Origin of the sequence: Candidatus Paralachnospira sp. LCP21S3_A2, assembly GCF_052118925.1 — a bacterium.
GTDB lineage: Bacteria > Bacillota > Clostridia > Lachnospirales > Lachnospiraceae > Lientehia.
This window is the reverse complement of sequence record NZ_JBQKGG010000017.1, coordinates 1-12,970: the sequence shown is the minus strand read 5'-3', so window position 1 is coordinate 12,970 and position 12,970 is coordinate 1. Positions and strand designations below refer to the sequence as shown.

Sequence of the window (12,970 nt, the reverse complement as noted above, 5' to 3'; positions counted from 1 at the left end):
CCTCCCTTATTTTTTCTTGCCCTTCTTCTCGTCGTAATCCTGAACCATACGGGCTCTGGAAGCGATGGTCCCCATATTTTCACGCTTCTCTTTGTAATAATCCGTTGAATTCGTCTTTGCTTTTGCTGCACGCTCCTCTTCCAAAGCCTTCTTTCGTTCGGCTGCGACAGCCGCCTTGTTGGCACTCTGGATCGTTGCGTTGGCATTGATGGGCGGAAGCCCTTTCTTTGCACGCTTTTTATTCTTTTTCTCGATGTTTTCCTTGATCATATCATCCACATCGATCTTCTTCATGTACTGATTGATTCCAATCTGAAGTACCATACGGGCGGTGGAGCTGGCTACCCAGTAAATACCGATACCGATGGGGAACGTGATACAGAAGAATACCGACATGATCGGCATTACCGTATTCATAGACTTCATAGCACCTGCGCCCGGTGCATCGGGATCCTGAGGCGCCGTATTCATGGTCTTTACACTGAGCCACTGGGTCAGTCCGGCGAGGATCGGGATGATCAGCGCGATCGAAAACTTAAAACCGGGAGCCTCCGTCAGGTTCATACCGCCGAGGAAGCTGTTGATATGAAGGAATTTAGAAGAAGTCTCTGTAATAACCCCTTCCAGAGCCGGAAATACTTCCTTTAACTGATTCCAGGAGGAAGCAGTGAATTTTCCAAATAGATCCACCAGCTTGTTTGCCTGACTGTAATCGATCTTATCAATGGGAAGCTTGTTAGCTGAAGCCAGGTCTGCGATCTTATTGATATAATCGGTCTGTTGCATAACCGGAGTAACCACATTCATAAGAAGGGTTTTTACCTCTGTGATATACGCCGGAATCCGGTAAATAACCTGGTACAGGGCAAACAGGATCGGAAGCTGAATGATCGTTGTTAAACAGCCGCCTGTCGGGGAAGCGCCGTACTTGTTATAAACGGCCTGCTGCTCCATCTGCATTTTCTGCATGGCTGCCTGATCCTGCTGTTTATTCTTATACTTCTTCTGAATCGCCATAAGCTCAGGCTGCATAACAGCATTCAGTTTCATAAACTTCTGCTGCTTGATCGTTAAAGGCAGAAGAATCAGATTGATGATGATGGTAAACAGAATAATACACCATGCAACATTGTGAACCCCAAGCTTGTAAATACCATCCATGATCCAGCCGAGAGCTGTGGCGATGGGGCCAATGATGATGGTTGTACTTTTTGTCAATAACAGAAAGTTCAAAGTTCCTACCTCCAAAATCAGGGTACGGGATCATACCCGCCCTTTGCAAAAGGATTGCATCTCAATATTCGTTTGACTGCCAGAAATGAGCCCTTTAAAGCACCATATTTTTCCAGCGCCTCAATGGCGTACTGGGAGCAGGTAGGCGTATAGATACAGCGGGTCCTTGTTTTCAGACCCGACAGATATTTTCTGTAAAAACGTATGCATCTGATCAGCAGACGCTTTATCATAGTTCTTCACCTGCATCCTACATCAAATGGTGGCTTTTCATCAGCTTTAAAAGGGCTCCCTCTATTTCCTGGTAAGTCCTGTCTCTGCATTTTTCTCTCGCAATGATCACAAGATCATATCCGCGCGCTGCCTCATTACAGCGGATCCGGTAACATTCGCGGATCTGTCGTTTCAGCCGGTGTCTCACCACGCTGTTTCCGACCTTTTTGCTGACAGAAATGCCGACTCTGTTTTCACCTTCATCGTCTCTTTTCCTCGTATACATGACGAGGTATCGGTTTGCAAGGGAGTTTCCTCTGCGGTAGACCGCCTGAAACTCCTTATTCTTTTTTAACGAATGGAATGTACTCATACTCTACCTATTGAAGGGAAAACAAAAGGCCACAATGCTGCGGCCTTATGCTGATAACTGCTTTCTTCCCTTTGCTCTTCTGGCTGCTAAAACTTTTCTTCCACCTTTGGAACTCATTCTTGCACGGAAGCCATGAACCTTTGCACGGGATCTCTTCTTGGGCTGGAATGTCATCTTCATGATCACAACACCTCCTTTTCTCCAGTTTACGTATAATAAAACATCATTTCCATTATAGGCAAAGAGGAAAGTTCCGTCAAGCGGAATTTTACGGAAAAACGCGATTCTTCTGCGGTTTTTTCCCTTTTATCCCCATTTTTTTCTTCGTCCACAGTTCGTCCCCAATATATCCACATGGTTATCCACAGTTGTCCACAATTTGTGGATAAGTTGTGGATAAGTCTGTGGTTTTGTTGTTATTTCCCTGTGTATATGTTTCTGAAACCCTTATTTTTCAAGGCTTTTCCGCTGTGGACAAAGTTATCCACAGTTTCTCGTTGAAATTTATCAAAACTTGGTATAGAATAATAAGGGTATATGGCTTACTTTGCCTTTGTGGATAAGTTTATCCACAGTATCCACAATGAACGATAATCAGGAGAATCCGAAAATGCTTCAGAAAATACTTGATAACTGGGAAAAAATCATTCAGCTCATGCGGGAAGAATATGATATTGCCGATGTCAGCTATAATACCTGGCTGAAACCGCTTCAGGTTCAGTCTGTCGATGAATCCAGCCATGTGGTCCATGTGGCCAGCCTGGATCCTGCCGTAGAAGGCCTCGGCCTGGATCTGATCCGAAAAAAATATGCGTTTCCGCTCCAGATCTCCATTCTGGAGGTCACCGGGTATGATTGTACGGTGCAGTTTTCCGTGAAAAACGAGAAGACTTCCTCCGGAAATCAGGAGTCTGCTGCCAAGGAACCGGACGCTTCCCTGTTTTCGGTCATGCAAAGTGCCAATTTAAACCCGAAGTATACCTTTGATACCTTCGTGGTCGGCTCCAATAATAAAATGGCGCATGCAGCGGCGCTGGCAGTGGCGGAAAATCCTGCCCAGATCTACAATCCTCTGTTTATCTACGGAGGCGTGGGACTGGGAAAGACCCATCTGATGCACTCCATCGCCAACTTTATTTTAAAGAACGATCAGACAAAGAAGATCACCTATGTGACCTCTGAGAAGTTCACCAACGAGCTGATCGATGCGATCCGGAATAAAAATATGACAACCTCCGCCCAGTTCCGGGAGAAATACCGGAATAATGACGTACTCCTCATCGACGATATCCAGTTTATTATAGGAAAAGAGAGTACTCAGGAGGAATTTTTCCATACCTTCAACGCCCTTCATGATGCGAAAAAGCAGATCATTATCTCCAGCGACCGTCCACCCAAGGACTTCAAGACCCTGGAGGAGCGTCTTGTTTCCCGTTTTGAATGGGGCCTGGCCGTTGATATCCAGTCTCCTGATTATGAGACGCGAATGGCGATTCTCCGGAAAAAAGAGGAAATGGATGGCTACAACATCGACAATGAGGTGATCAAATACATTGCCACCAACGTAAAATCCAATATCCGTGAGCTGGAGGGTGCACTGACTAAGGTCATCGCCTTGTCGAAGCTCGATAACTCCGAGATCACCCTGGAGCTGGCAGAAGAAGCCTTAAAGGATTTCATTTCTCCCAATAAAACAGCGGCGGTGACGCCTCAGAGCATCATCAATGTAGTGGCAGACCATTATAAATGTACACCCGAGGACATTTTATCGGCAAAGCGGAACAAGGAAATCGTAGTTCCCAGACAGGTCGTAATGTATTTATGCCGCACAATGACCGATACGCCGCTCCAGACCATCGGAAAGGCCCTCGGCGGGAAGGATCATTCCACCATCATGAGCGGTGTAAAGAAGATCACCAAGCAGCTGGAGACCGATGAGGCCATGAGCCATACCATCGAAGTCCTGAAAAAGAAGCTGAATCCTGTTTAACAGACCGCTTCTCACTGAGATCTGAGAAAAGCGATCGAACGATCGTTATAACAGGATCACTATATATAAGTAGAAACTCCGTCTGTGCATAAGGATGTGGATATTTCTGTGGATGGTTTGTGGACAGATTGTGGATAAGATCAGCCTGGATTTTCACCTGTGGATAACCGAGGTTTTCCCCACAGAGCTGCCGGCAGTTATCCACATAGTTATCCCGTGCGATTTTCCTTGCAGTCCCTGGCTTTTCAGGGCTTTTCCACAAATCCACAGTCCCTACTACTACGACTACTGAATCTTTTTATTTCTTTCTTTATCTACGCGCCGGACCGGCCGTGAAAGGAGTTATACACAATTATGAAATTATCCTTTGAAAAATCTGCGCTTCTTGGCGCCATCAGTATTGTTATGAAAGCGGTTCCCTCCAGAACCACCATGCCGATCCTGGAGTGCATCCTGATCGATGCTTCGGAAGATGAAATCAAGCTGACAGCAAACGACATGGAGCTTGGCATCGAAACAAAAGCAGAAGGAAGTATTCTGGAGCATGGAAAAATCGCTCTGGATGCCAAGCTGTTTTCGGAAATTATCCGAAAGCTGCCGGACAGCATGATCTGGCTGGAGAGTGATGAGGAACTTAACGTTACCATCACCTGTGAGAAGTCGAACTTCCGGATCGCCGGAAAACCGGGTGATGAATTTTCTTATCTGCCTTATATCGAGCGGAATAAATACATCAGCCTGTCTCAATTTACCTTAAAGGAAATTATCCGCCAGACTATTTTCTCTATTGCAGCGAATGAGAACAACAAGCTGATGACAGGAGAACTGTTTGAGGTTTGTGATGATTTCTTACGGGTTGTTTCCCTGGACGGCCATCGGATTTCGATTCGAAAGGTTCAGTTAAAGGATCATTATGAGAATGAAATGGTGATCGTTCCCGGCAAGACGCTGATCGAGATCAGCAAGATCCTGTCCGGCGAGACCGAAAAAGAGGTATTTCTCTACTTTACCAATAATCATGTTCTTTTTGAGTTCGATGATACGGTGGTGGTATCCCGTCTTATTGAAGGGAAATATTTTAATGTGGATCAGATGCTTTCCAACGATTATGAAACCAGGATCTCCGTACACAAGCAGGAGCTTCTTGATTCCATCGAGCGTTCCACACTGTTGATCCGGGAGAGCGATAAGAAGCCCATCATCATTACCGTGACCGACAATGGCCTTGAGGTGGCGATCCGTTCTGCCATCGGTTCTCTGAAGGAAGAGATTTTGATCAACAAAGAGGGAAAGGATATTACCATCGGCTTCAATCCCAAGTTCCTGATTGATGCACTTCGTGTTATCGATGATGAAACCGTGGATATTTATATGGTCAATTCCAAGGCACCCTGCTTTATCCGGGACAGCGAGGGCGCATATATCTATTTGATCCTCCCGGTAAACATTTAAGGAGTTCGTTCGTATGCAGACAGTAAAGATCAAAGATGAATATATTAAGCTTGGCCAGGTATTAAAGCTGGCCAGATTTGTGTCCTCCGGTGTGGAGGCCAAGGAAGTCATTCTGGACGGACAGGTGAAGGTCAACGGCGAGGTATGCCTCATGAGAGGAAAAAAGATCGTGGCCGGAGATGAGGTTTCCTTTGACGGAAAGACTCTGAAGGTTGAAAATTAGGTGTTCGTATGTTTGTGAAAACCCTGGAGCTGAAAAACTACCGGAATTATGAAAAACTGCATATTGATTTTTCGTCCGGTACGAATATCCTCTACGGAGACAATGCCCAGGGAAAAACCAATATCCTGGAATCCATTTATGTCTGTGCGACTTCCAAATCCCATCGTGGAAGTAAGGATAAGGAGATCATTCATTTTCATGATGAGGAATCCCATATCAAGCTTCTGGTGGAGAAAAAGGGCCGGGAGACCAGGATCGATATGCATCTGAAGAAGAATAAGACCAAGGGGATCGCCATTGACGGACTCCCGATCCGAAAGGCCAGTGAACTGTTCGGAAATCTGAATGTGGTCTTTTTTTCTCCGGAGGATTTAAATATCATAAAAAACGGGCCGGCGGAGCGGCGGCGGTTTCTGGATATGGAACTGTGCCAGCTTGACCGGTTTTATACCGCAGGGCTTGTATCTTATAATCAGGTCCTGAATCAGAGAAATAAACTGTTAAAGGAGTTAAGCTTCCGGCCGGAGTATGAAGATATGCTTCCGGTCTGGGATGAACAGATGGTGAACTACGGCGTCCGTGTCATGGAGCGGCGCCGGTCGTTTTTAAAGGAGCTTGGAGAGATCATCTCCGGGATCCACAGGAGTCTGACCGGCGGAAAAGAAGAGATCCGGGTGGTTTATGAGCCGGATACGGAGCCGGAGCAGTTTGCGGCAGCGCTTCTGGAATCCAGGGAGCGTGATAAGAAGAACAGGGTTTCCATGCGGGGACCCCACCGGGACGATATTGTATTTTTAGTAAACGGAATCGATATCCGTAAATACGGCTCCCAGGGACAGCAGCGCAGCGCGGCACTGTCCTTAAAGCTATCGGAGATTGAGATGATCCGGCGTACCATCAGTGATCCGCCGGTGCTTCTTCTGGATGATGTGCTTTCCGAGCTGGACGCAAACCGGCAGAATCATCTGCTGGAGAGTATTAAGGGGATCCAGACCATCATCACCTGTACGGGTCTTGATGAGTTTGTGAATAACCATTTTTCCATGAATCAGGTTTATCAGGTAGTAAATGGCAGGATTGTCAAAGAGGGATAGAGACAGGAGGTACTTATGAGTTCCGAATTTGATTATGGTGCAGAGCAGATCCAGGTGCTGGAAGGACTGGAGGCAGTACGGAAGCGTCCGGGTATGTATATCGGCAGTACGTCGTCCAGAGGACTTCATCATCTGGTCTATGAGATCGTAGATAACTCTGTGGACGAGGCCCTGGCCGGTTTCTGCGATACCATTGAGGTCACGATCAATGAAGATGATTCCATCACCGTGGTGGATAACGGACGAGGTATGCCTGTTGATGAACATCCGAAGATGCACGTTCCGGCTGTGGAGGTTATTTTTACCCAGCTCCATGCCGGTGGAAAGTTCGGCGGCGGTGCCTATAAGGTATCCGGCGGACTTCATGGTGTCGGTGCGTCAGTTGTAAACGCGCTGTCCGACTGGCTGGAGGTTACTATTTACCGGGAAGGAAATGTTTACCGCCAGCGCTACGAAAAGGGAAAGACTGTGTCGAAGCTGGAGGTCATCGGAACCTGCAAAAAGGCGAAGCACGGCTCCACGGTTACCTTTAAGCCGGACGGAACCATCTTTGAGGAGACCGTTTATGACTTTAATATCTTAAAGCAGCGTCTTCGGGAAATGGCCTTTTTGACCAAGGGCATTAAGATCGTCCTTACGGACAAACGTCCCGGAAAGGAGCAGGAGCGGACCTTCCACTACATGGGCGGAATCAAGGAGTTCGTCCAGTATCTGAACCGCAGCAATGAGGTTCTGTATCCGGATATCATCTACTGCGAGGGAACCGTGGACGGGATTGCCGTGGAGGTGGCTGTCCAGCATAATGATTCCTACTCAGAGAGCGCCTACAGCTTTGTCAACAACATCAACACCCCTGAGGGCGGAACTCATGTGGCAGGCTTCCGAAATGCCCTTACAAAGACCTTTAATGATTATGCAAGAAAGAACGGGCTGTTAAAGGAAAAAGAATCCAATCTGTCCGGCGAGGATATCCGTGAGGGTATGACTGCTATCATCAGCGTTAAGATCGAGAATCCCCAGTTTGAGGGACAGACCAAGCAGAAGCTTGGCAACAGTGAAGCGAGAAATGCCGTGGACTGTGTGGTAAGCGAACAGCTCACCTACTTCCTGGAACAGCATCCTCAGGTGGCCAAGGTGATCTGTGAAAAATCCATTCTGGCACAGCGGGCCAGAGCGGCGGCCAGAAAGGCAAGGGATTTAACGAGAAGAAAGACGGCGCTGGAGAGCGCGGCTCTTCCCGGAAAGCTGGCAGATTGCTCGGATAAGAATCCGGAAAACTGCGAGATCTACATCGTTGAGGGAGATTCCGCAGGCGGCTCTGCAAAGACTGCCCGTTCCAGAAATACTCAGGCAATCCTTCCTCTTCGAGGAAAAATCTTAAATGTGGAGAAGGCAAGACTGGACAAGATCTATGCCAACGCCGAGATCAAGGCCATGATCACCGCCTTTGGAACGGGAATCCACAATGACTTTGATATTACAAAGCTTCGTTACCACAAGATTATTTTAATGACCGATGCCGATGTGGACGGTGCTCATATCAATACGCTTCTTCTGACCTTTATCTACCGGTTTATGCCGGAACTGATCAAGCAGGGCTATGTGTATCTGGCACAGCCGCCCCTGTATAAGATCGAGAAGAACAAGAAGGTCTGGTATGCTTATGATGACAAGGAATTAAACCAGATCTTAAACGAGATCGGCAGAGATAACAGCAATAAGATTCAGCGTTACAAGGGACTGGGCGAGATGGATCCGGAGCAGCTGTGGGAGACCACCATGGATCCGGAGCGGAGAGTCCTTCTGAAAGTAACCATGGACGAAGAGACTTCTTCCGAGCTTGATCTGACCTTTACGACCCTGATGGGCGACAAGGTCGAGCCGAGAAGAGAATTTATCGAGCAGAACGCCAAGTATGGTGAGCTGGATATTTAAGGGAGGAGCAGTAAATGGATAACACGATCTTTGACAAAATCCATGAGGTCGATCTTCAGAAGACCATGGAGAAGTCTTATATTGATTATGCGATGAGCGTGATCGCAGCCCGTGCCCTCCCCGATGTGCGGGATGGCCTGAAGCCGGTGCAGCGTCGTGTGCTCTATGCCATGATCGAGTTGAACAACGGGCCGGACAAGCCCCACAGAAAATGTGCCCGTATCGTCGGCGATACCATGGGTAAATACCATCCCCACGGCGACAGTTCCATCTACGGAGCGCTGGTCAACATGGCGCAGGAGTGGTCTATGCGCTATACCCTGGTGGATGGTCACGGAAACTTCGGCTCCGTAGACGGTGACGGTGCGGCTGCCATGCGTTATACCGAGGCGCGTTTAAGCAAGATCTCCATGGAGATGCTGGCAGACATCAATAAAGACACCGTAGACTTTGTTCCAAACTTTGATGATACGGAAAAAGAGCCTGCAGTTCTTCCTTCCAGATTCCCGAACCTTCTGGTAAACGGAACCTCCGGAATCGCTGTCGGCATGGCGACTAATATTCCTCCTCATAACCTGCGGGAGGTTATTGATGCAGTCGTAAAGATCATCGACAATCGGGTTATGGAGGATCGTGATACGGAGATCGATGAGCTTCTTGACATCGTGAAGGGACCCGATTTCCCCACCGGCGCCCAGATTCTCGGACGCAGCGGAATCGATGATGCTTACCGGACCGGCCGCGGAAAAATCCGTGTCCGTGCCGTGACTGATATTGAACCCATGCCTAACGGAAAGCACCGGATCATCGTGACCGAGCTTCCCTACATGGTAAATAAGGCAAGACTGATCGAAAAGATTGCCGAGCTGGCAAGAGATAAAAAAATCGACGGAATCACCGACCTGCGTGATGAGTCCGACCGGAGTGGTATGCGGATCTGCATCGAGCTGCGCCGTGACGTCAATCCGACCATTATCTTAAACCAGTTGTTTAAGCATACCCAGCTTCAGGACAGCTTCAGCGTGATCATGCTGGCGCTTGTAAACAACGAACCGAAGGTTATGAATCTCCAGGAGATGCTGAAGGAATACCTGAAGCATCAGGAAGAGGTTGTAACCAGAAGAACAAAATACGATTTAAACAAGGCAGAGGAGCGGGCCCATATCTTAGAGGGCTTATTGATCGCACTGGATAACATCGACGAAGTGATTAAAATTATCCGTGGTTCCAGAAGCACAGCCGATGCAAAAGCAAACCTGATCAAGCGGTTCGGGCTCAGCGATGCTCAGGCCCAGGCCATCGTGGACATGCGTCTGCGTGCGCTGACCGGCTTGGAACGGGAGAAGATCGAGAACGAGTACCGCGAGCTGGAAGCAAGGATTGCCGAGTTGAAGGCTATTCTTGCCGATGAAAAGAAGCTTCTTGCCGTGATCAAGGAAGAAATTTTAATTATTTCTGCCAAGTACGGGGATGACCGCCGGACAACCATCAGCATGGACGAAAACGATATGTCCATGGAGGATCTGATCGCTGACGAAAATACGGTGATCGCCATGACCAATCTGGGCTACATCAAGCGCATGAGCGAGAATAATTTCAAGGCACAGCACCGCGGCGGCAAGGGTATTAAGGGAATGCAGACGATCGAGGAGGATTACATCGAGGATCTTCTGATGACCAGCACCCACCATTATCTGATGTTCTTTACAAACAAGGGAAAGGTATACCGTCTGAAGGCATACGAGATCCCCGAAGCCAGCCGGACCGCGAGAGGAACTGCCATCGTGAACCTGCTTCAGCTTCTTCCGGGTGAAAAGGTCACGGCGATCATTCCGATCCGTGAGTATGAGCAGGGACGTTATCTGTTTATGGCAACCAAGGACGGTATGGTGAAGAAGACTGCCATCACCGAGTACCAGAATATCCGTAAGTCCGGGCTCCAGGCTATCAATTTAAAAGATGGAGATGAGCTCATCGAGGTAAAATCGACCAACAATAAGAAGGATATTCTCCTTGTTACCAAATTCGGCCAGTGCATCCGCTTCCATGAGACTGACGTAAGACCTACCGGCCGTGCGTCCATGGGCGTGATCGGCATGAAGCTGGATTCCGGTGATGAGGTAGTCGGCATGCAGATGAATACCCAGGGCGAGGCGCTTCTTATTGTGTCGGAGAATGGCATGGGCAAGCGGACGCTTCTGGAGGAATTTGCGCCTCAAAACCGCGGCGGAAAGGGCGTAAAGTGCTATAAGATCAACAATAAGACAGGTTCCATCGTGGGAGCGAAGATTGTGAAACCCGATCAGGAGATCATGATCATCACGACAGAGGGCATTATCATCCGGCTGAATGTGGAGGATATTTCCATTCTCGGAAGGATCACTTCCGGCGTGAAGCTGATCAACATCGATGAAAAGGATATTTCCGTGGCAAGTATTGCAAAGGTGCGGGAGGATCCAAATAACAATGATGACGGCCAGATGACCCTGGAATTGAAATAAAAGTAAGGCGGGGCCTGGGATTTCCGGGCTCCGCATTTTTAAAATCATAAAAAACCGGTTTTAAAAGAACCGCAGCATGAAAATCAAGAAATCAATGGAGGAATTTATGAGAACGATCCATACCGATGAAATTACAAGGGCAGTGAAGGAGCTTTGCATTGAGGCCAATCTTCATTTGTCTTCCGATATGCGCCAGGTGTTTGATGCTTCTCTGGAAAAAGAGGAATCGCCACTTGGAAAAAAGATCCTGAACCAGTTAAAGGAAAACCTGGCGATTGCCGACAGTGACGAGATCCCCATCTGTCAGGATACGGGAATGGCAGTGGTCTTTTTGAAGGTGGGGCAGGATGTCCATATCATTGGGGATACTGTGGAAAACGCAGTCAATAACGGCGTCCGTTGTGGCTATGTGGAGGGATACCTCCGGAAATCCGTGGTCGGAGATCCGATTTTACGGGAAAATACAAAGGATAACACGCCTGCGGTGATCCATTATGAGATCGTTCCCGGGGATAAGCTGGAGATCACGGTGGCTCCTAAGGGCTTCGGAAGTGAGAATATGAGCCGGATCTTTATGTTAAAGCCGGCAGACGGGATCGAGGGCGTAAAAGAAGCTATTTTAACGGCAGTGAGGGATGCTGGCCCCAATGCCTGTCCTCCCATGGTGGTTGGTGTCGGGATTGGCGGCACCTTTGAAAAGTGTGCCTATCTGGCGAAAAAGGCCTTGACGAGAAATGCCCTGGAGCATTCCAAAATTCCGTATGTGCGTGACCTGGAGGAAGAAATGCTTGAGAAGATCAACGGGCTCGGCATCGGTCCCGGCGGTCTCGGAGGACGGGTGACAGCCTTTGCCGTCAACATTGAGACCTATGCGACCCATATTGCGGGACTTCCCGTGGCTGTGAACATTTGTTGTCACGTGAACCGTCATGCAGTGAGAGTGTTATAAGGAGGAGGGTATCATGGATCAGTACATCAATGCTCCGTTCGGAGAAAAAGTTACATCGAAATTAAAGGCCGGTGATTATGTTTATATTTCCGGAACCATCTATACCGCAAGAGATGCCGCTCACAAGCGGATGGCAGAGGCTCTTTCCAGAGGGGAGGAACTTCCCTTTGATATCAAAGATCAGGTAATTTACTATATGGGACCGGCGCCGGCCAGAGAGGGACAGGTCATCGGATCGGCAGGTCCCACCACGGCCAGCCGTATGGATAAGTATGCGCCGGAGCTTCTGGATCTTGGTTTAAGGGGAATGATCGGAAAAGGAAAGCGTTCGAAAGCAGTGCTGGATGGCGTTGTCCGGAATAAAGCCGTTTATCTGGCAGCTGTCGGAGGCGCCGGGGCGCTGCTTTCCAAGTGCATTACTTCTGCCGAGGTGATCGCCTATGAGGATCTCGGAACCGAGGCAATCCGGAAGCTGACCGTTAAGGATTTTCCGGCCATTGTTGTTGTCGACTGTGATGGGCATAACCTGTATGAGACGGCGGTGGAAGCATACAGGAAATAATAAGAATTTCTGAAAAAAGGGATTGACAAAGACCTGGTGATTTAGTATACTAGGGTATGCGTCATGTGACGCGTCATATGGAAAAGCAAGTTCGGAGAAATACTCAAGAGGCCGAAGAGGCGCCCCTGCTAAGGGTGTAGGTCGGGCAACCGGCGCGAGGGTTCAAATCCCTCTTTCTCCGCTCTGTTTCCATAAAACGCAGAGCAGTGCTTGAAAATAAAATGAAAAAGTTGTTGACAAACACTGATAAACATGATATAGTAAAGACCTGTCGCGAAAACGACAGAAAATAAAAAGAAAAAAATAAATAAAAAAGTTGTTGACAAGCGATCGGCGATGTGATAGAATAAAGAAGTTGTCGCTGAGAACTGAAAGACAACAACAAAGAGAACCTTGATAACTGAACAGTATATTCCAACCCCTGAAAATTCTATAAAAAGAAGTT

At 48.1% G+C, this 12,970-nt stretch carries 12 protein-coding genes and 1 tRNA gene; 9 read left to right on the top strand and 4 right to left on the bottom strand.

Annotated features, from left to right (window positions below):
- Positions 1-6: 6 nt before the first annotated feature.
- From ACTQ3K_RS10770 to rpmH, 4 genes are read right to left on the bottom strand one after another with little or no spacing between them, the layout of a single operon-like run.
- Complete coding sequence (locus ACTQ3K_RS10770) at positions 7-1,233, bottom strand: YidC/Oxa1 family membrane protein insertase (RefSeq protein ID WP_441567872.1); 1,227 nt, start codon at positions 1,231-1,233, stop codon at positions 7-9.
- A 17-nt stretch (positions 1,234-1,250) separates the two neighbouring features.
- Positions 1,251-1,466: a membrane protein insertion efficiency factor YidD gene (yidD, locus tag ACTQ3K_RS10765; protein WP_441567871.1), complete on the bottom strand. Its 216-nt coding sequence runs from the start codon at positions 1,464-1,466 to the stop codon at positions 1,251-1,253.
- Between the two features lie 17 nt (positions 1,467-1,483).
- On the bottom strand, positions 1,484-1,819 hold the full coding sequence (gene rnpA, locus ACTQ3K_RS10760) for a ribonuclease P protein component (protein ID WP_441567870.1): 336 nt from the start codon (positions 1,817-1,819) through the stop codon (positions 1,484-1,486).
- Positions 1,820-1,864: 45 nt separating this feature from the next.
- Positions 1,865-1,999: a 50S ribosomal protein L34 gene (gene rpmH / locus ACTQ3K_RS10755; RefSeq protein WP_441567869.1), complete on the bottom strand. Its 135-nt coding sequence runs from the start codon at positions 1,997-1,999 to the stop codon at positions 1,865-1,867.
- Positions 2,000-2,429: 430 nt separating this feature from the next.
- Here rpmH and dnaA point away from each other — a divergent pair, with 430 nt between their 5' ends.
- The 9 genes from dnaA (at position 2,430) to ACTQ3K_RS10710 (ending at position 12,706) form a co-directional block, all read left to right on the top strand.
- Positions 2,430-3,809 carry a chromosomal replication initiator protein DnaA gene (gene dnaA / locus ACTQ3K_RS10750; RefSeq protein ID WP_441567868.1) on the top strand — a complete coding sequence of 460 codons (1,380 nt, stop codon included), beginning with the start codon at positions 2,430-2,432 and terminating at the stop codon, positions 3,807-3,809.
- Between the two features lie 354 nt (positions 3,810-4,163).
- Positions 4,164-5,261 (top strand): DNA polymerase III subunit beta, encoded by a 1,098-nt coding sequence (gene dnaN, locus ACTQ3K_RS10745; RefSeq protein WP_441567867.1) that lies wholly within the window; start codon positions 4,164-4,166, stop codon positions 5,259-5,261.
- A gap of 13 nt (positions 5,262-5,274) precedes the next feature.
- Positions 5,275-5,484 (top strand): RNA-binding S4 domain-containing protein, encoded by a 210-nt coding sequence (locus ACTQ3K_RS10740; RefSeq protein WP_441567866.1) that lies wholly within the window; start codon positions 5,275-5,277, stop codon positions 5,482-5,484.
- An 8-nt stretch (positions 5,485-5,492) separates the two neighbouring features.
- On the top strand, positions 5,493-6,578 hold the full coding sequence (recF, locus tag ACTQ3K_RS10735; protein ID WP_441567865.1) for a DNA replication/repair protein RecF: 1,086 nt from the start codon (positions 5,493-5,495) through the stop codon (positions 6,576-6,578).
- A gap of 15 nt (positions 6,579-6,593) precedes the next feature.
- Positions 6,594-8,513 carry a DNA topoisomerase (ATP-hydrolyzing) subunit B gene (gene gyrB / locus ACTQ3K_RS10730; protein ID WP_441567864.1) on the top strand — a complete coding sequence of 640 codons (1,920 nt, stop codon included), beginning with the start codon at positions 6,594-6,596 and terminating at the stop codon, positions 8,511-8,513.
- A 14-nt stretch (positions 8,514-8,527) separates the two neighbouring features.
- The gene (gene gyrA, locus ACTQ3K_RS10725) at positions 8,528-11,014 is read left to right on the top strand and encodes a DNA gyrase subunit A (RefSeq protein ID WP_441567863.1); all 2,487 of its coding nucleotides are present in this window, start codon (positions 8,528-8,530) and stop codon (positions 11,012-11,014) included.
- A 106-nt stretch (positions 11,015-11,120) separates the two neighbouring features.
- Entirely contained in the window at positions 11,121-11,963 is an 843-nt protein-coding gene (locus ACTQ3K_RS10720; RefSeq protein WP_441567862.1) for a fumarate hydratase, read from the top strand.
- Between the two features lie 13 nt (positions 11,964-11,976).
- The gene (locus ACTQ3K_RS10715) at positions 11,977-12,525 is read left to right on the top strand and encodes a Fe-S-containing hydro-lyase (protein WP_441567861.1); all 549 of its coding nucleotides are present in this window, start codon (positions 11,977-11,979) and stop codon (positions 12,523-12,525) included.
- Positions 12,526-12,618: 93 nt separating this feature from the next.
- Positions 12,619-12,706 (top strand) — tRNA-Ser (locus tag ACTQ3K_RS10710).
- The last annotated feature ends 264 nt before the right edge of the window (positions 12,707-12,970 follow it).